At 28.4% G+C, this 18,550-nt stretch carries 20 protein-coding genes and 1 pseudogene; 5 read left to right on the top strand and 16 right to left on the bottom strand.

Annotated elements, in window-relative coordinates:
- Window positions 1–77: 77 nt before the first annotated feature.
- Together Q3287_RS01615 and Q3287_RS01610 are read right to left on the bottom strand one after the other, a co-directional pair.
- Window positions 78–2,108, bottom strand: coding sequence for an alpha/beta hydrolase family protein (locus Q3287_RS01615; protein ID WP_407963416.1), 2,031 nt, complete (start codon window positions 2,106–2,108; stop codon window positions 78–80).
- Between the two features lie 136 nt (window positions 2,109–2,244).
- Entirely contained in the window at window positions 2,245–2,895 is a 651-nt protein-coding gene (locus tag Q3287_RS01610) for a GntR family transcriptional regulator (protein WP_407963415.1), read from the bottom strand.
- A gap of 492 nt (window positions 2,896–3,387) precedes the next feature.
- Here Q3287_RS01610 and Q3287_RS01605 point away from each other — a divergent pair, with 492 nt between their 5' ends.
- On the top strand, window positions 3,388–3,852 hold the full coding sequence (locus Q3287_RS01605; protein ID WP_407963414.1) for a GNAT family N-acetyltransferase: 465 nt from the start codon (window positions 3,388–3,390) through the stop codon (window positions 3,850–3,852).
- Window positions 3,853–4,222: 370 nt separating this feature from the next.
- Here Q3287_RS01605 and Q3287_RS01600 read toward each other — a convergent pair whose 3' ends face one another.
- From Q3287_RS01600 to Q3287_RS01575, 6 genes are all read right to left on the bottom strand, one after another.
- Window positions 4,223–4,681, bottom strand: coding sequence for a hypothetical protein (locus Q3287_RS01600; protein ID WP_054275887.1), 459 nt, complete (start codon window positions 4,679–4,681; stop codon window positions 4,223–4,225).
- Window positions 4,682–5,067: 386 nt separating this feature from the next.
- A complete protein-coding gene (locus Q3287_RS01595) occupies window positions 5,068–5,301 on the bottom strand; it encodes a hypothetical protein (RefSeq protein WP_407963413.1) in 234 nt (77 codons plus the stop codon).
- A 308-nt stretch (window positions 5,302–5,609) separates the two neighbouring features.
- A complete protein-coding gene (locus tag Q3287_RS01590) occupies window positions 5,610–5,915 on the bottom strand; it encodes a hypothetical protein (protein ID WP_167641066.1) in 306 nt (101 codons plus the stop codon).
- A 232-nt stretch (window positions 5,916–6,147) separates the two neighbouring features.
- Window positions 6,148–6,366 carry a helix-turn-helix transcriptional regulator gene (locus Q3287_RS01585; protein WP_074179116.1) on the bottom strand — a complete coding sequence of 73 codons (219 nt, stop codon included), beginning with the start codon at window positions 6,364–6,366 and terminating at the stop codon, window positions 6,148–6,150.
- A complete protein-coding gene (locus Q3287_RS01580) occupies window positions 6,367–6,774 on the bottom strand; it encodes a hypothetical protein (protein WP_219673768.1) in 408 nt (135 codons plus the stop codon).
- Window positions 6,775–6,874: 100 nt separating this feature from the next.
- Window positions 6,875–7,363 carry a DUF3841 domain-containing protein gene (locus tag Q3287_RS01575; protein ID WP_219673767.1) on the bottom strand — a complete coding sequence of 163 codons (489 nt, stop codon included), beginning with the start codon at window positions 7,361–7,363 and terminating at the stop codon, window positions 6,875–6,877.
- 278 nt (window positions 7,364–7,641) lie between these two features.
- Here Q3287_RS01575 and Q3287_RS01570 point away from each other — a divergent pair, with 278 nt between their 5' ends.
- Both Q3287_RS01570 and hcp read left to right on the top strand, forming a co-directional pair.
- A complete protein-coding gene (locus Q3287_RS01570) occupies window positions 7,642–7,953 on the top strand; it encodes a cupin domain-containing protein (RefSeq protein WP_054269158.1) in 312 nt (103 codons plus the stop codon).
- Window positions 7,954–8,016: 63 nt separating this feature from the next.
- A complete protein-coding gene (gene hcp / locus Q3287_RS01565; protein ID WP_407814151.1) occupies window positions 8,017–9,648 on the top strand; it encodes a hydroxylamine reductase in 1,632 nt (543 codons plus the stop codon).
- A gap of 385 nt (window positions 9,649–10,033) precedes the next feature.
- Here hcp and Q3287_RS01560 read toward each other — a convergent pair whose 3' ends face one another.
- The 5 genes from Q3287_RS01560 to Q3287_RS01540 all read right to left on the bottom strand — a co-directional run bounded on the left by Q3287_RS01560 (window position 10,034) and on the right by Q3287_RS01540 (window position 14,587).
- Window positions 10,034–10,651, bottom strand: coding sequence for a class I SAM-dependent methyltransferase (locus Q3287_RS01560; RefSeq protein WP_054275882.1), 618 nt, complete (start codon window positions 10,649–10,651; stop codon window positions 10,034–10,036).
- 487 nt (window positions 10,652–11,138) lie between these two features.
- Window positions 11,139–11,582, bottom strand: coding sequence for a GNAT family N-acetyltransferase (locus Q3287_RS01555; RefSeq protein WP_407963412.1), 444 nt, complete (start codon window positions 11,580–11,582; stop codon window positions 11,139–11,141).
- Between the two features lie 70 nt (window positions 11,583–11,652).
- Entirely contained in the window at window positions 11,653–12,543 is an 891-nt protein-coding gene (locus Q3287_RS01550) for a radical SAM protein (protein ID WP_407963411.1), read from the bottom strand.
- Window positions 12,544–12,687: 144 nt separating this feature from the next.
- Window positions 12,688–13,767: a DNA alkylation repair protein gene (locus Q3287_RS01545; protein WP_407963410.1), complete on the bottom strand. Its 1,080-nt coding sequence runs from the start codon at window positions 13,765–13,767 to the stop codon at window positions 12,688–12,690.
- A gap of 295 nt (window positions 13,768–14,062) precedes the next feature.
- Complete coding sequence (locus Q3287_RS01540; protein ID WP_054275879.1) at window positions 14,063–14,587, bottom strand: PadR family transcriptional regulator; 525 nt, start codon at window positions 14,585–14,587, stop codon at window positions 14,063–14,065.
- A 125-nt stretch (window positions 14,588–14,712) separates the two neighbouring features.
- On the opposite strand from Q3287_RS01540, the gene Q3287_RS01535 reads away from it, so the two are divergent.
- Window positions 14,713–16,077 (top strand): MATE family efflux transporter, encoded by a 1,365-nt coding sequence (locus Q3287_RS01535; protein WP_407963409.1) that lies wholly within the window; start codon window positions 14,713–14,715, stop codon window positions 16,075–16,077.
- 431 nt (window positions 16,078–16,508) lie between these two features.
- Window positions 16,509–17,186: a Crp/Fnr family transcriptional regulator gene (locus tag Q3287_RS01530; protein ID WP_054269150.1), complete on the top strand. Its 678-nt coding sequence runs from the start codon at window positions 16,509–16,511 to the stop codon at window positions 17,184–17,186.
- 410 nt (window positions 17,187–17,596) lie between these two features.
- Here the strand turns inward: Q3287_RS01530 and Q3287_RS01525 are convergent, their stop codons facing one another.
- The 3 genes and pseudogenes from Q3287_RS01525 to Q3287_RS01515 form a co-directional block, all read right to left on the bottom strand.
- Window positions 17,597–18,178, bottom strand: coding sequence for a 4Fe-4S binding protein (locus Q3287_RS01525; RefSeq protein WP_054269149.1), 582 nt, complete (start codon window positions 18,176–18,178; stop codon window positions 17,597–17,599).
- Window positions 18,171–18,278 (bottom strand): annotated as a pseudogene (locus Q3287_RS01520) (4Fe-4S binding protein); the annotation flags it as partial. The pseudogene Q3287_RS01520 and the gene Q3287_RS01525, both read right to left, overlap by 8 nt.
- Window positions 18,279–18,401: 123 nt before the next feature.
- A partial coding sequence (locus Q3287_RS01515; RefSeq protein ID WP_407963491.1) for a zinc ribbon domain-containing protein occupies window positions 18,402–18,550 on the bottom strand: 149 nt, incomplete at its 5' end.

Raw genomic sequence — 18,550 nt, 5'->3', positions numbered from 1 at the left:
ATCTAAAAGTACTTTTTAATTTGTATTATTGTTTTTCCTTAATACTCATTTTTATCTTTCATTAATGCATATTGCTTTTATTCTTTTATGTACATTGAAAACCAATCCATCATTTCAACTAGTCTTTGTAGCTTTTGTTTTGGTCTACCTGAACGAGATAACTCGTGATTTTCTCCTTCAAAGAGACAAAGTTTTGTAGGACATCCATGAATTTTTAGTGCAGAAAACATTTGGAATGCTTCTTGCATATAACATCTATAATCTTTTTCACCATGTAAAAATAAAGTTGGTGTAACACACTTATCAGCATAAGCGAGAGGAGATTGTTTCCATTGCAATTCGTGGTCTTCCATATGAGAAGCACCTGTTTGTCCTTTGCAGAAATAGTAACCAATGTCTGTTGTACCTTCCATACCACTCCAGTTTGCAATAGAACGCTGAGCACAAGCAGCAGCAAAGCGGTTTGTATGACCAATTATCCAATTTGTCATAAATCCACCATAGCTTCCACCTTCCACAGCTAATTTTGTTTCGTCAATATCTGTGTATTTTTCAAGCACTGTATCTGTAAATTCCATAAAATCTATATAATCAATATCCCCAAACTGTTTTCTAATATCTGCAAAATCATTGCCTCTACCTTCAGAACCCCTTGGGTTACAGAAGAAAACAAAGTAACCTTGACTTGCAAATACTTGCATCTCATGCATAAAATATGGTCCATATGTTAATCTTGGTCCACCATGAATCGCCAATATAGCTGGATATTTTTTCCCTACTTCATAATCTACTGGTTTATATACATATCCTTGTATCGCCCAGTTAGAACTTCCTTTTGATTCGATATATTCTGGTACAGAAATTTTATATTCCTCTAAAATATGGTCATTTAAATGTGTTTTCTTACACAATGCTCCATTTTCTACTGTATAAACTTCAGGTAAACTGTTTTCTGAACAACCTATACATACAATGTTTCCATCTTTTACGTCTATAAATTCAACTGAACCTGTTTGTGTAACTCTTTCCTGTTTTCCTGTTGGAATATGTATTCTTTCAATAATGCAATCCATATTTACTGTAGAAGTATAATAAATATATTCACCATCTACCTTGCTTGTCTGACCAGCACCCATTTTAACATCAGATGTTACTGTGTTTCCAATACAATGATGCTGATGTTTTGAAAGTAACTTCATTTCTTTTGTATCAATATCTACTGTATAAAAATCTCCATTTTCTCCATTTCCATAAGATAAAGCATCAGTCAAATTTAGTACTGCTTGATTTTTGTATAATTCAAAACCTTTTACAATATACTTATCTTTTTCTAAGATACAAACATTCTCATCAGTATTTGTATCAAATACATAAACACCATTCTTTAAACCTTTTACATCTTCAAATTCTTGACCCACATATAAGATTTTGCCATCATTTATTTTTATACCTACAACATTAAACATAGGTGCTGTGATTGGTTTCAAATCTTTAGTGTTACTGTTGTATATGTATAGACGCTTTCTTTTTCTACTAATATATCCTTCACCATTAACAGCATAAGGAATTTCTTTGAAGTGCTCATAGTGTCTATTGTTATAAGCATTTATTTTTTTCTGCTTCTCTTCTTCTGACAATCCTTCTACGACAGGTCTATCATTATCATAAGAGTCAATAACTGCGTACAAACCTTTTCCTATGGGGTTTAATTTACCACCTTTAATGGGTAAGGTAAAAAGTTCCTTTGCTTCTCCACCATGTAAAGATAAAGCATAATAACTCATACATTGTTTACCATTTTTGATAGCTTCTTTTACTTTTTCATTTCTCAAAGCAGGAAATAAAATAGTATTTTCATCTTCCCAAGCATATGCTCCTACAGAGTTTATAGATGTTAATTGTTTTAGTTCACCACTCTTATTGTCTAATACATAGATTTGGCTTGTGTAATTATTCTCTTTGATATCTGCTTTTTTTACAACGAATGCTGTATATCCTCCATCTGGCGATAACTGGCAATCACTCACAAATTGATATTCCAAAAATGTTTCATTTGTAAATAGCTTCTTCATAGTCTTTTCTATCCTTTCTGTAATAATTTTATTCAAACTCTCTACCACCTCTTTCATTTTTTATTTTAAATTTAAAATAAAAAATTTTAAATTTAAAATAAAAAATTTTATAAAGGCTATTTTTTTAGGAAGCCTTATGGCTTCCTGTAATATATAGAAATCTCTAAGTACATTATTCATCTTCACAAAAGCGTTTAATAGTTCCTTGAATATGACTTCTTAATTTCTCCACTGCTTTTTTTGTATCTCTGCTTTCAATAAACTTCAATATTTCAAAATGGTCTTGCACTGTTCCCTCATAATTACGATTTTTTAATGGTCGTATCAGATAATTAACTACTACAAATCTTCCTTGTATACCAACATATACATCATTTAAAATCTCATTATTAGCACCTTCAACAATAGCCTTGTGTAATTTTAAATCTGTCAATGCAAGTTCTACAGATTTTTCTTGTTTATAGAGCTCTTCACATTTAGCCGAATATCTTTTTATCACTTCTAGCTTTTGTTGAAATACTTCTTCTTCCTCTTGCATCATTTTTTCTAAGGCATATGTTTCAATCAGTGTTCTTGTTTCACAAACTTGCTTTACCATATCGTATTCATACTCTGGTACATACACTTTTCCATTTGTCATAATAGTAAGCACACCATCTTTATTTAACATTTTTACTGCTTGTACTACTGGTGTTCTACTTACTTCAAATTTTTCACAAAGGTCATTTAATAAGATTTTTTGACCTACAGAGTATTCGCCACGAATAAGACTTTCAATAATCTTATGATATAAAATTTCATCTAAATTTGATTTTACTTTCACTACTATCACCTTATTTCTATTCTTTTGCCATATTATAATAAAAACATAATTTCTAAAATAGTATTAGACAAATTACACTATAAAAGCTTATTATGTCTTAATAATTGGAATAATATGTTACAAAAAGTATAGCATCTTTTTATTCTTTCCGCAATAAATAAAAAATAAAAAATTTTAAATTTTTTATTTCTCTATTTTTAATTTAGATTTTTAATATGTTTATATTATCATTAATATATTTTAAATTTTATACTGCATAAGTTTTATATTTATGAGTTTTATATTTGATTGATATGTATTTTGGTACTCGCCCAAGATACTTTTATTTTATTAAATAAGTCTTTGCTAATTTTAATACTTTTATTTGATTTTCTAATGAAAATTTTTTATAATAAAAACTTATACATTATGATTATACTCTACTTTAAGTACGCATACAGAAGAAAAATCGATGCATAAATATTAAAATTTGCTTTGAAATTAGGAGGATATATGAAACTAAATAAAGTTATATTTACAGAAGAACATGCTATAGAAATTACTAATTGGGAATATGAGGGAGAATATTCAATATACAATCTGCCTTCATGGAATGAGATTAAAAAGAATAATTTATCACTAGCAAAAGAAGATAAGAGAAAAAATTTTATAAGTTTTATAGATGACAATAAAGAATTGATAGGTTTTATAAACTTATTAGATAAAGGAAGCTCTGTATTCTTTGGTATTGGTATAAAGCCAGATTATTGTGGAATGGGAATTGGTAAAGAAATAATTAGTTTAGGCTTAGAAGAATGTAGAAATAAATATAGTACTAAACCTGTTGTATTAGAAGTAAAAACCTGGAATACGAGAGCTGTAAAATGTTATGAGTCCCAAGGATTTAAAATAGTTGAGACTAAGATACAAAAAACGTATTTAGGGGATGGAGAATTTTTTGTTATGAGGTATAAATAGTTTCAAAATTAAGTGACCTATTTTTACAACTCTAAGATACTGAATATCTAACAAATTCTTTTAAGTTCATTATATATTTTTATTTCTAGGTGAAATCTGCTACTATGTATATATAGTTTTAAAGTCTAAGATAAGGAGAATTAATATGTCAAATGATATTAAATTAATAAAAAAAGAGATAAATAAAAACCAAATAAAAAATGGTTCTTATTTTTAAATATATATGATTAAATTAGATACAATGAAACAGTTAATCTTATAATTCTTAACTATTGAATTAAACTAAAAAAAGCAGTTAATCTTATAAGATTAACTGCTTTAAAAATCAGAATTTTAGATTTTGATGATTAATATTTAATTATAACTCTCATTATAATGTAATTGACAATCTTTCAAATGCAGACTTTGCCTCTTCTTCTCCAGACAAGCTACCTATCACTACACCTGTATTTGAGTCCTTAACCCAAAGAACAAAGTTATTTTCTGTACCAGCTTTACCTTCAAATTCGTAAAAGAAATACTTATTTTCATCTTTCTCTTTATCTTCAAGAACTTTTACTCCTTTAGCGGTCTTTATACTTTGATATTTTTCATAACCTTCTTTTGTGGTAAATATCCCTTGTAATACTTCCTCATCATCCTTTTTTACAGTAAACTTTCCATCTTTCTGTGTCAATGAATAGCCATCTGAAGTGTCTAATTTTACCTTTATCTTATCACCAGTTTCAACCTCAAATGTATATGACATTGCAGAGCCAGAACAAGAAGTTAACATTATAGTAAATAAAAGCATTAGAAACAAAAGTTGTATCTTTTTATGTAATTTCATATTATACTTACCTCTCCATTAGAATAAATATCAATTATTTTCTAAAATTTTAACTTTATAAAATCTAAAAATATGTTTATTTATCCTAATATTTATTTTATTAATAAAATAGACTTTAAAAACTTTCTCTATTAGTTTTGTACATCATACTTGCTTAAAATAGATTATTTAAGTGTAAAATTTAGTAAAAATATACTTTGACTATATTTAATTTTGTCATCAAATCATCATTACAATTATAATATCTACTTCCAAATTCCGATTTGGTTGTATTGTAGCATATCCATATATCAAAGTCATTGTTTTATTTTTAAATATACCCCCAAGCAAATACTTTATCAGTATTTACACTACTTAATAATAACTTACAACTAAAATATAATGGCCTATAAATTAAGCCATACATCACCAATTTTATCTGTATCTTCAATTTTTAATGTACAAATAAACGCATCTTTCATAAAATCAATGAAAGATACTATATAATATTTAATATTTTCGTTTGGCATCTCTTCATGAAAAGTATGAATAATACCAAACACCAAAAACTTAGTATCAAGAGTCACATTTGTACAATGAAATACATTTTCTCTTACACCTTGCTCTACAATTGGAATCATAACATCAACCAGTTACTTAACAATATTGTCTAGTCTACTTGCTCTTATATCAGAATTTTCATTATATCTTTCTTCAAATTCATGGTACTTCATTTTGTATTCAAACATACACTTTATAATGGTATTTACCTTACATAATATATTATGACTTTTATTTCTAAAAATTATATTACATATAAAAAAGAAACTACATTCCAGCTTTATACAGAACATAGTTTCTCTAAAAATAATCGAATTTGGATTTTAAATAACTAAAAACAAAACCTTACTTGTTTTTAATCTTCCAATTTTTATAGTAGATAATTTAGTTAATTAACTCTTAAATGTTTGTCTTCTTTAACAAATTTTCTTCTTATTAAGAAATATGCAACTATTACAACAAGCTCTATAGCTAAAAACATGCCGAAAGTAGCTATAGAATCTACACTCTCTATGCCATTTCTGAAGAAAATTAAAGCCACTCCTGCTGCTATAATACCTACAGCATTTTTTCTTACAGCATTTTGACCAACTCCATAAAAAGAAGGAAAACCTCCTTTTATCTCAATGAATGTCAAAATTAATCCAATAGCTATAAATAATACTCCTACAACTTCCATAATCATACTAGGCATTTTGCACCCTCCTTATTAGAAAATTAACTACTACTATAAAAATATTCATTATTTTTATAATTACATTATATCTATGATTAGATAATTTTGGAAGCATATCTGATATTAATTTTATATTTATTTAACTTAATTTTTTTATGATAAAAATGCACTTATTTTTATGCGAATCTTAATACATATTTTCAACTTTATAAAACCGTCCCTCTTCTAATATATAAGTACACTCTGAAATTTAAATGCTATCTTCTTCAACAAATTCAAATAAATCTTCTACAGTTGTATTAAATATCTTAGCAATATCCATCGCTAATTTTAAAGAAGGATTATATCGACCATTTTCTAAATGTACGATGGTCTCACGTCTTACCCCTACTGACTTTGCAAGTTCTCCTTGTGTCATAAGGTGCTTTTCTCTATAGTATTTAATTTTTGTCTTTAGTGATACTGACACCTAATTGTATATCCCCCTTCTATCAAAATATATAAATAAAAATAACTTCAACAAAGATTGAATAAACAGAATGACTAATAAAAACATCCCTAAATTTAAATTCGATACATTTATATCCAGTGTTGCAAGGCATACAGAGATTATAACCATAGAATAAAACAATACTTTTATCGCAATCCCATTAACTCTTGATAGTATGTATTTAGATGCTTCATCGACCAAATCATCATTCTTTTGGTCATAAATCCATTGACATACTACAGCTACTACCCAAATAATTATAGGAATATACTCAATATTACTTCCTTTAAAAAAATACTTGTTTACCAACGTTGCTCCAAGACAATAGGCAACTGCTATTGTTTCTGAAATAAGTGTTGATTTAATACCAATTTGTTGTTTAGACATATAAAATCACCCCTTAAAAAAAGTTATGTATTTATAACACCTCTTGTTATAAATATATAACTTTTTGGAATAAATTTCAATGGAAATATCAATATAAATATCATTTTGCAACAAATTCTTTTATTAATTTGACTTTGGATAGAGAAACTTTGGATGTTACTCCTTGAAGAGTCAAGTCTTCTATATTCACTTCATTGAATTTTGAACATAATTCTAAGTCAAATATTCTTTGCCAACTTATCTCTTTTTCAATCTGTTCATCTTCATAAATCTCTACAGCAATATCCATCAAAGGTAAATGCCATAGGTCAAAATCCGATAACAGTACATTATCTCTGCTTATTTCTATTTCAAGTAAGACACCTTTTGTACCTTTTTCTAAGTATCCACTACATCTTAAATCAGGTCTATTCAACCAAACCCATATCATACTATCATCAAATCTAGGTATTCTATTTATCATTTGAGCATACATCCATCTATATGGAATATCAAAACCTTCTACTATAAGAGAATAATTATTTAATAGATATTTATTATTCTTATTATTATTCCAAAATTTTAAAGTCTGTATAGTATAAAACTTCATATATAATACAACTCCTTTTCAATATATTTATACTATTTGATTATACATATTTTTAAAAAATATAAGTAAATTAAAAAACATAATTTATTATACTAAATCATTGTCATACAAAATCTAAAAAGATATTTTTAAGAAAATTTCCCTATTGTTGCAATTGCAACATACTAAATATAGTTATCCATATTATAATAACACTATAGTTACAACTTCAAATTTAATAAGATATTTTTAACTTATTTTAGCAAGATATTATGAACTTATTTTAGGAGGCACTCATTATGGTTGAACAAATATTTAAGTTATCTGTTCCTAACAATGAAAGAGTTGTAAAAAAGGTTATTTCTCATGAAGATTTTAGTTACCTTCAAATAGTTCTTAATAAAGGTGATAAGTTGGCAAAATATCTATCTAATGCAAATACTTATATTACAGTTGTAAGAGGAACACTTTCTATAGGTTTAGGAAAACAAGAGATTCATCAATATAATGCTGGTATTCTTTTAAAAATTCCAATTAATACAAAAATAGATGTGAAAAATTTACACGATGATGTATTAGAATTAATTGTTATAAAGGTTCCAGTATCGTAGTAATGATAGTGCATTATTTTTAAAAAATTTAAAACAATTATAAAATAATTAGGAGGAAAATATATGAGTATGTTTTGTTATCAATGTCAAGAAACAGCTAAAGGTACAGGTTGTGAAATAAGAGGTGTATGTGGTAAAAGTGAGGAAGTTGCAAAATTGCAAGATTTACTCGTTTATGTTACAAAAAACATCTCTGAAATAGTAGTTAAAGGAAAAATAGACGTAAACTCTATAAATGAAATAAACCACCAAGTAATAAAAAGTCTTTTTATTACTATCACAAATGCTAATTTTGATGATAATGCAATTGAAAAACAGATTTACAAAATGATTGATTTAAGAACTGAATTAAATAAACAAGTATCTGATATTATATTAGATAATAAAATAAACTTTGAAATAAATGATAGGGTTTCAATGTTAGAACAGGCATCAAAAGTGGGTATTCTTTCAACTGAAAATGAAGATATTCGTTCTCTTAGAGAGCTGATAACTTATGGAATTAAGGGAATGGCTGCATATGCTCATCATGCTCTAAATATTGGTAGAGAAGATTTTAGTATATATGAATTTATATATGAAGCTCTTGCTGGCACTATTGATGATTCCTTAACAACAGATGCTCTTGTTGCATTAACACTTAAGACAGGTGAATTTGGGGTAAAAGCGATGGCTCTTTTAGATGAAGCTAATACTTCAAGATATGGAAATCCAGAGATAACAACTGTTGATATTGGAGTAAGAAACAATCCTGCAATATTAATATCAGGACATGACCTTACAGACCTAGAACAATTATTAGAGCAAACAAAAGGCACAGGTGTTGATGTATATACTCATAGTGAAATGTTACCAGCTCATTATTATCCTAAATTTAAGAAATATGATAATTTTGTAGGAAATTATGGTGGAGCTTGGTGGAAACAAGTTACAGAATTTGAAACATTCAATGGTCCAATATTGTTCACTACAAATTGTATTGTACCACCAAGAAGTGAAGAAGTAAAAGAAAGAATATTTACATCAGGCGCAACAGGATATCCTGGTTGTACACATATTAAAGCTGATAAAAATGGTAAAAAAGATTTTTCATCAATAATTGAGATGGCAAAAAAATGCAAACCACCAGTAGAAATTGAAACTGGTAATATTATTGGTGGATTCGCACATAATCAAGTATTTGAATTGGCAGATAAAGTTGTTGATGCAGTAAAATCAGGTGCAATAAAAAAATTCTTTGTTATGGCTGGATGCGATGGTAGAATGAAGTCTCGTGAATATTATACTGAATTTGCTGAGAAACTTCCAAAAGATACAGTTATTCTTACTGCAGGTTGTGCAAAATATCGTTACAATAAACTTAATCTTGGAGATATTGGTGGTATACCAAGAGTACTTGATGCAGGTCAATGTAATGACTCATATTCTCTTGTTGTAATAGCTTTAAAACTTAAAGAAATATTTGGACTTGAAGATGTTAATGAACTTCCAATTGCATTTAATATTGCTTGGTATGAACAAAAAGCAGTAATTGTATTGCTTGCACTACTTTACTTAGGAGTTAAAAACATCCATCTTGGACCAACATTACCAGGATTTTTATCACCTAATGTTGCAAATATTTTAGTTGATAATTTTGGTATATCAGGTATTGGTCAAGTTGATGATGACATCAAATTATTTATGGAAAGATAAATTATATTAATCATATATAAGAGCGAAGTTTCTATTCAATTTTAATTGAGATACTTCGCTCATTTTATAAACAATTATAATCTACTATTTGTAAATTATTTAAATTAATTATGTTCCTTATGAATTTTGTTAAATTAATCTATGTATAAATTACTTAGCAGAATATATATTTTAATAAAGAGATATGTATAGTTTCTTTTTATGAATGAATATCATTCATTTGCTATTTAAAAAAATATTACTCATTTAATTTATTATATCTCTACTATCTCCCACTTCTCTACATCTATCTATATATATTTCTCTACTATTTACCTCATCCCTATTTCTATTTCTCTGATATGTATACTCATCTATATATCTATCCTTCTCTATATTAATTACATTAATGCTTTTTATTTTTAGCTGTTACAATATATGAAGTATTATTTACATTCTTCCACACAATATCATTAAAATCTACAGATAACAATCCACAGATTTCTTTCTCTGAGTACATTTTTACATCTCCATTTTTACTGTATTTCATAAAGACATTCATTATATCTCTAAACAAAAATGGTTGCCAACAATCGCAAATTATTAAATTCCCTTTTGGTTTCAGTACTCTACTTAGTTCTGATAATACTCTATCTGGTCTAGGATAATGATGAAAAGAATCATTACAGTACACAACATCAAAAAAATCATTTTCAAAAGGAAGATACTCAGAATCTCCTAAAACTAAAGTAGCACTTTCCTTTAACTTACCTCTTGCCACTTTCAACATGTTTTCAGAAATATCAATTCCATATGCCTTTTTTTTACAGTCCTCATTTAAAATAGCTTGTAATACAGCTCCTGTTCCACACCCTAAATCTAAAATAGTGTCATATGAAATTTTTGAAAGTTCTTCAATTAATACTGGATAGAGATTTCTAGCATGTTGTCCTTTTATATCTTGGTCATAAGTATTTGCTTGATTATTAAATGCCTGTTTTGATTTTGATTTTATATCTTTCATATTCAATCCCCCTTCTTCTTGCCCATAGTATAGCACAAGGTATTTTGCATGTCAATGAATGATATTCATTCATTATTTTAATTCCAATATGTTTTAATGCTAGCTTTATTTTAGTTTTATCTTTGTTTTGTTTTAGTCTTGTTCTAGTTTTATCTTTGTTTTATTCTAGCTTTATTTTAACTTTGTTTTAGTTTTATATTAAAATGACATATTTATATTTTTAATGTCAATTTGACTTTTTTAGAAAATTTATTTACCTTATCTACAACTTTAAATCTTCACTCTACAACTTTAAATCTCCACAAAAAAAGAAAGTATCATGATAAATACTCACATCTATCACAATGCCTTCTTTTACTATCTAATCAAGACTAATATACAAATCTACAAAATAGCCTCTAACCTTCTACATACTTAAATTAAACTAAATTAAAACCAATACACTTACATCATAAAACCATTATAACTATCTAAAAATACTGTTTATCTAAAAGCTATATGATAAATACAACATATCAACACACTGTAATTCCCCTTCAAAGATTGGCTCTGGATAATTATCTACAAAAAAGTTTTTGATTTTATGTGAATAAACAAAGCCAAATCTCTCATAAAATGGTATCCCACTTTCAGCTGTACCAACGATTATTGATGAATATTTTTTACTATACACATCTAAAATATGATTTATCATCTTTGATGCATAGCCCTCATTCTGAAAACACTCATATGTGGCAATATTTTTTAGCTCACAGATTTCTTTAGAAACCTCATTTACAACTGCTATACAAGTAATCTCTTCATTATCATGCAAAGCATACATAGTACCTTTTTCAAGATATTTATCAATCATTTCCTCATATGGGTCAGCTAACAACAAAAGGTCAATTTGACTTTTTTTGTTTTCTTCTATGGTTTTTATTTCTATCATAAGCTCTTCACCTCGTTTTATGTAGATTTTATTTTAATATGCTTCTATAATATCATACCTAGAACTCATCTTAGAAAAATTTCATTTGAGTATATGATTCCGACCTCTTGTAAGCTTTTACAATATCTTTCATATCTGTCAAAATACCATAACGTCTACATTCTTCTTTGAATAACGTCTCACAATAATCTTTATTAGGAATACTACATAAATAGTTTAAACCATATAACCTTTGATATTTAAGCACTAGTTCTGGAGATATATTTTTTAAATGCTTATAAAAAAACTCTCTCTGACCACTACGCATTGTCACTCCATACATACAATAAATAAATTTTGCATTAGCCTTATGTGCTTTTTCTACAATTGCTCGTATTTCATCTTTATTATCAGTCAAAAATGGTAACATAGGAGTCAATAATATACCACAGAAAATTCCAGCATCATTAAGTTCTTTTACTGCTTCAAATCGCTCAGAACTTGGATTTACATTGGGTTCTATTTTCTTTGATAATTCATCATTTGCAGTGGTTATAGTTAGCTTTACAATAGCAGAGTTATTTGTTTTGATTTTCTGTAAAATCGGTATATCTCTAACTACCAAACTACTTTTGGTATCAATAGACACTCCAAAGTGATTTTCTGCAAGTAAATTCAATGCTCGCTTAGTAATACAAAGCTCCTTTTCAAAAGGATTATATGTATCAGACATGGCACCAATACCTACCACCCCTTTTTTTCTTTTTGAACGCAATTCCTTACTTAAAATTTCTATCACATTTTCCTTATATCTAACTTGGTCAAAGTTTTCTATGTTGTATATTGTGCTACGGCTATCACAGTATATACAACCATGAGGACAACCACGATAGAGATTCATATTATAATCTATTCCAAACCATCTTGTATTTTCAAATTTAACTTTCTGTAAAATTTGTTTTGCTGGTATACTCTCAATCATTCTCTTATACCTGATTCCTTTATATAATTTTTTAATATAAAAACCATAGTAGTTTTCAGATTATCTTTTTATAAGTTATTAAACACACACTTATAATTTCCTGCTAATTTTTTGCAATGACTGCTATGTCTTACTAAAATAAAATTATACACCTAGGTCAAAATCCAGTTTACCTTGTTCGACACCATTAACAATAAGTGTAATCGAATGTATCCCTGGGTAATGTTTCCTTACACTTACATCTGCAAATGAATGCTTTTTCTTGTACAACTTCTTCTCATTTTCTTTTAATGAAACTTCTGATATTTTAAATATCTTCCTGTTCCTTTTTCCATTGGATTTCACATAATCAATCCCATATTCAAGTCTTGTTTTCGTAGCTTTTTTCGCTAAAATAGTAAATGAAAAAATTAAATTTTCTCCAATAGAAATAGGTGTTGTGTCTAATGCAAAGCCCTGAACATCTATTGAAGTGGTATCATCGTACCCAAAAAGGGCTAATACATCACGATTCCCCTTTTTTAGTAGAGTTCTGCAACCATGTTTTAAAATCCAGTTAGTGTATTCATTTTTTCCATACCAATCCTGTGCGAGATTGATAACTAAATCTGGATGTGTTTTGGATATATCGTTTAGATTATTAGCCACACTCTTTCGTACATATAGTGATGTATCAGTCTTGAGCTGTTCCAAGATAGGTAGAATAGGTGTAGGGTCTTTTTTAAAGCTCGTTATTGCTTGTGCCCAAGGCAATTGAGGACGACAACCCTCACTTGCGAGTCTTCTAATATGTTCATTTTCATGTTTAGACCATTTATACATCTGTTCCATCATACACTTTTCATCCTTGATGATAAATATCCTTACAGCAAACTCCGAAGACCAGTACTCAGTATTTCGTTCTAACACACTTATAGATAAATCCCAATCTGCATCGTTCTGTCCATAAACCTCAACAAAATCTGGAAGGAAAAATGCAAAAGGAAATCTTCTGACAGATTGTTCAAGAATGGAAATAGCATCCTTGTAGTTTGATGGTAAATACTTTCCTAAATTCATACTTATTTTTCTACATCTAGATTTTAACTCTAAATTATCCCACGTCTCATCTATTGTCGATTTTATAAACTCATCCACTTGAAATGGGCTATAGACTGATTGGATAGCCAATGCAACCTCATAAAGTGACTTGTGATTAAACTTATTTTTTAGTAAGTCTGGCATATAACTATTCCTCCTTCTATGTTTGATTTATTAATCATATACCACAGAACAAGACACCAGTGTGTCATATTACTAAATCTTCATCATAAAATATAAATAATCCTCACTCTTTTTATATAAATAATATTTCATTATCTTTTATGCTAATTTTTATTCAATAAATTAAGCCCGATTTTCTAATTATTATCCATATTTCTTTGGAATAGCTTTTGTCCTATGATTAAACCAGTTTTTCTAATTAATTTACATACTTTCTTTTATGCTAGATTTTATTCAATAAATTAAATCCAACTCTCTAATTATTGTCCATACTCTCTTTTAAAGAATTTATCCACGTTTCTAGTGACTGAGCTAGTACTAGCTGTTGGTCCAACACTGCTTTTGCTATATCAGGTACATCCGTCTTTATACTTATGTTTTCTTCAATAGTTTTCTTTAGCTCTTGTACATTTTCTTCAATGTTTTTAAGGCATAGTTTCTGTTTTTCTGGTGTAAGGCTATTTAAATTTACTATGACAGCATTAAAATCTAAAAATATGTTTATTGGCTTAGAAGCCGTATCAAACATTAAATCTAAAAAATGTTCTTCTCCCAATTTAGTTAATGAATAAACTGATTTCTCTGCCATTTTACCCTTCTTCACAGATGTACTTTCAATATATCCCTTTTCTTCTAATTGAATTACTTTTTTATAAATTGATGGTGTACTTATTTTAACCCAACGTGATATTTTTCTATATTCTACTGCTTTTTGAATATCATAAGCACTCTGAGGCTCTTGCTTTACTATACCTAATACAATTAAATCTATTGTAGCCATAAAAATTCTCCTCTCATTTTCTTTCTATTGACAAATACTATAAATTATAGTACTATTTTTCATACTTACTATAATTTATAGTATTATAATTTAGAGTTAATGTCAATAGAAAAGGGGTGTTTAACATGAAAGAAAGTAACAAGAAAATTGAATTATTGGGGTCTGCTCCAATACCAAAAGCATTATTAGCTATGGGGTTACCTACTATGATAGGTATGATGATAACTGCATTGTACAATCTGGTAGATGGGTACTTTGTAGGTGGACTTGGAACCAGTCAGATGGGTGCTATATCTGTTGCATTTCCATTAGGTCAGCTTGTTGTTGGATTAGGTCTATTGTTTGGAAATGGAGCTGCTTCATACATTGCAAGACTTTTAGGTCATGGTGATAATGAAAAGGCAGGTAAAGTAGCTAGTACATCTATTTACAGTAGCATTATAGTAGGTGCATTAGTCATTATTATTATTATAATTTTTCTAAATCCTGTTTTAAAATTATTAGGAGCTACAAAAAGTATCATGCCTTATGCAGTATCTTATGCAAGTATTTATATAATATCCTCTATTTTCAATGTATTCAATGTCACTATGACTAATATTGTCACAAGTGAAGGAGCTGCTAAAACAAGTATGTGTGCAATGTTATCAGGTGCATTGCTTAATATGATTTTAGACCCTATATTCATTTATACTTTTGGTATGGGGGTAAGGGGTGCCGCTATTGCAACAGCTATCTCTCAGATAGTTTCAACACTTGTTTATATACGATATATTTTCAGCAAGAAAAGTATGTTTAGTTTTAGAATTAATGAATGTTGTTTTTCAAAAGATGTCATGTCAGAAATTTTGAAGATTGGTATCCCTACCTTGATATTTCAATTATTAACTAGTCTTGCTATCACATTAACTAATATGGAGGCCACAAAATATGGTGATTTTGCTATAGCTGGTATGGGTGCAGTGACACGAATAATGTCTTTAGGTAGTCTTATAGTATTTGGCTTTATAAAAGGATTTCAACCAATTGCTGGCTATAATTTTGGTTCAAAGAACTACGATAGATTGCATAGTGCAATAAAAACATCCATACTATGGACTACAGTATTTTGTGTAGTGCTTGGTCTTGTAATGATAATCTTCCCAAAGGTTATAATCTCACAATTTACAAGTGGTGATATGCTATTGATTGAATGTGGAAGTAAGTCACTTAGAGCAAATGGACTTTCATTTATGTTATTTGGTTTTTATACAGTGTATTCTACATTATTCCTTGCACTAGGAAAAGCAAAGGAAGGTGGATTTTTAGGTATGTGTAGACAGGGTGTGTGTTTTATTCCTACAATTTTGATTCTTCCTGTATTTTATGGATTAAATGGTATTTTATATGCACAACCAATAGCTGATTTGGTGGCTGCAATAATTGCAGGTTTCATGGCAATCAAGCTACATAAAGAGCTTAAACTTTTAAAAACAAACTCTATCTTTTAAACTATATATTAACTGTTAAATCTATTTTTAATATCTATTGTATAGATTCTTCATATATGTCCTTTTATCAAATAGTTATCGTGTAGATTCTTCATATATATTTTTATTCAATAAATAAAACTATTGTATATCTTTCGTAAGCTCAAAGAATTATACAGTAAGTACACTATCAAATAGTTCTTTTTGCTTACTAGATATACCTAAATTCATGTATTTATCACTTCATATAATAACTGCAATCTATAAATATATTAATACTCTCCTTTATATAATTTACTCATTAATAGGCAAGAATATAGGTATTGTCATATTTTTTCTACACAAATCATACTATTAATATCCACTTAAACAATCCTACTAATAAACTACTTGTTATTTTATTAATTCACTTGTATCATGGGATTATAAGATTTTAAGAAAGGAGCGCTTACATGATTTCACAAAATGATATTGATATACTTACACACAGTTTGCCTTTTTGGGATAAACTCACTGACCCACAAAAAGAGCTACTAATTACCTCAGCAGATATCTCCCATTATAAAAAAGGAAATCCCATACACTGTGGCGATAGTGACTGTATTGGTGTTTTAATCATAAAAACTGGAACAATACGTACTTACATACTTTCAGATGAAGGTCGTGAGGTTACACTCTTCCGCCTTGATAATGGTGATGTATGTATCTTATCAGCTTCATGTATTCTGAAAACAATAACTTTTGATGTATATGTAAATGCTGAAACGGATTGTGATATTATACAGATTAGTTCCTCTGTTTTTTCAAAGTTGTCTACTGAAAATATCCATGTAGAATTATTTTCATATAAATTAGCTACTGAACGTTTTTCTGATGTTATGTGGGCAATGCAACAAATTCTTTTTATGAGTTTTGATAAGCGTTTGGCATCTTTTTTGATTGATGAAATAGCTAAGGATAACAGTACTACTATAAAGATGACTCATGAGCAAATTGCTAAGTACATGGGTAGTGCCAGAGAAGTTGTGTCTAGAATGTTAAAATATTTTGCTAGGGAAGGTATTGTGTCTTTATCTCGTGGTGGGATAAAAGTATTGGATAAGGATAAGCTTCGTTCTTTGACATTATAAGTACAAGAGATTCTTTTTTAGAATGTCATAAAGAATTAATAATTGATTTTAAAATACTTTCAATATAAAAAGTATTTCTATATGGTATTAGTTATATCTACTTAATAGTTGTATATATTAGAAACTTTCCCATCCTAATTTCTAATAATTGCTAAATAATATATTTAAATAATTATTGTACATTTTAACATAAATATAAACATGCTTAGTTGCAAGTAATTCTAAGTTCATACAAACTTACTTGCAACCAAGTCTCTTATTCATTTTTTTATTCTTTCACTTGCAATATCATAGACTAAACCATCTTCCCTAAATGATATAACTTATTATCTTCATAACATTATTCAAAATCTACCTCAATATTTTCAAGGTCTTTTTTGCTGATATTTAAATCTGCACAAAACCTCTTTCTATACAGATTTACTCTTTGCCTTACATATCATCTGAGTCATAGTCCCCATAGGACAATAAACACACCATGAACGAGGCTTAAACAATACCATTGTAATCAATCCAAGTACAGTCGATGTAAGCATAACACTATAAAAACCAAAAGCAAACTGTACCACCCAAGGTGAAACTAAAGTTCCATGATACGCCCACTGCCAAGGCATTTTTATAGTCCATAGCAAAGTCACTACCTCTTTAAGACTTCTACTCCCTTCAAATACTAAATAAGTTGAGAAAAGCATATTAATAAACATCACCATAAAAAACGTCAAAAACCCATATCTAAACCACTTACTTCTAATAAATCTAGGAATATCTTTATTTCTTGACAGATTTAATTTATTTCCAAGCAGATTAAACAGTTGCCCTCTTCCACAATACTTATTACAATAGGCCTTATTCCCCTTGATAATAGAAATAATTAGTGGTACAAAGAAGCAAATTAATCCAATCCAAGCAAAAATAATATTTACAAATCCTAATATTAAATATATTGAGGAAAAAATCCATAAATAGTCATACCAATGTTTTTTATTATTCATGACACTTACCTTCTTCCTCTTTTAATATTGTTATAATCTCAATCACAGATGCTGGACATGTCTTTTCACAAATACCACATCCAACACATAAATCTCTCTGAACCTCCCATGACTAAAGTCACAGGGTTCCTGTTTCATAGAATCTTGCATACTAAAATATGTCTTACCAATTCTCCACAGGCTATCCCCGTAGTTCCTACGGTTCTTACATAAGTTATTTATTTTAAACTGTTATTAGTCTTAGTCCTTCTTTTAATATATTTATACTCGCATTTATGTCTCTATCGTGAGTTACATTACAACAAGGACAAATCCATTCTCTTATATTTAAATTCTTTATTTCCTCGTTTTTATACCCACATTTATTGCATA

Origin of the sequence: Clostridioides sp. GD02404, assembly GCF_045898275.1 — a bacterium.
Classification (GTDB): domain Bacteria; phylum Bacillota; class Clostridia; order Peptostreptococcales; family Peptostreptococcaceae; genus Clostridioides; species Clostridioides difficile_A.
Note: the sequence above shows the minus strand (reverse complement) of the source record. Positions and strands in the feature narration are given on the sequence as shown.

Bases quoted from the DNA above. Each gene is read 5' to 3' on its own strand.
- Q3287_RS01605 (WP_407963414.1), top strand. From the start codon at position 3,388: ATGAAACTAAATAAAGTTATATTTACAGAAGAACATGCTATAGAAATT.
- Q3287_RS01600 (WP_054275887.1), bottom strand. From the start codon at position 4,681: ATGAAATTACATAAAAAGATACAACTTTTGTTTCTAATGCTTTTATTT.
- Q3287_RS01595 (WP_407963413.1), bottom strand. From the start codon at position 5,301: ATGATTCCAATTGTAGAGCAAGGTGTAAGAGAAAATGTATTTCATTGT.
- Q3287_RS01590 (WP_167641066.1), bottom strand. From the start codon at position 5,915: ATGCCTAGTATGATTATGGAAGTTGTAGGAGTATTATTTATAGCTATT.
- Q3287_RS01580 (WP_219673768.1), bottom strand. From the start codon at position 6,774: ATGTCTAAACAACAAATTGGTATTAAATCAACACTTATTTCAGAAACA.
- Q3287_RS01575 (WP_219673767.1), bottom strand. From the start codon at position 7,363: ATGAAGTTTTATACTATACAGACTTTAAAATTTTGGAATAATAATAAG.
- Q3287_RS01570 (WP_054269158.1), top strand. From the start codon at position 7,642: ATGGTTGAACAAATATTTAAGTTATCTGTTCCTAACAATGAAAGAGTT.
- hcp (WP_407814151.1), top strand. From the start codon at position 8,017: ATGAGTATGTTTTGTTATCAATGTCAAGAAACAGCTAAAGGTACAGGT.
- Q3287_RS01560 (WP_054275882.1), bottom strand. From the start codon at position 10,651: ATGAAAGATATAAAATCAAAATCAAAACAGGCATTTAATAATCAAGCA.
- Q3287_RS01555 (WP_407963412.1), bottom strand. From the start codon at position 11,582: ATGATAGAAATAAAAACCATAGAAGAAAACAAAAAAAGTCAAATTGAC.
- Q3287_RS01550 (WP_407963411.1), bottom strand. From the start codon at position 12,543: ATGATTGAGAGTATACCAGCAAAACAAATTTTACAGAAAGTTAAATTT.
- Q3287_RS01545 (WP_407963410.1), bottom strand. From the start codon at position 13,767: ATGCCAGACTTACTAAAAAATAAGTTTAATCACAAGTCACTTTATGAG.
- Q3287_RS01540 (WP_054275879.1), bottom strand. From the start codon at position 14,587: ATGGCTACAATAGATTTAATTGTATTAGGTATAGTAAAGCAAGAGCCT.
- Q3287_RS01535 (WP_407963409.1), top strand. From the start codon at position 14,713: ATGAAAGAAAGTAACAAGAAAATTGAATTATTGGGGTCTGCTCCAATA.
- Q3287_RS01530 (WP_054269150.1), top strand. From the start codon at position 16,509: ATGATTTCACAAAATGATATTGATATACTTACACACAGTTTGCCTTTT.
- Q3287_RS01525 (WP_054269149.1), bottom strand. From the start codon at position 18,178: ATGAATAATAAAAAACATTGGTATGACTATTTATGGATTTTTTCCTCA.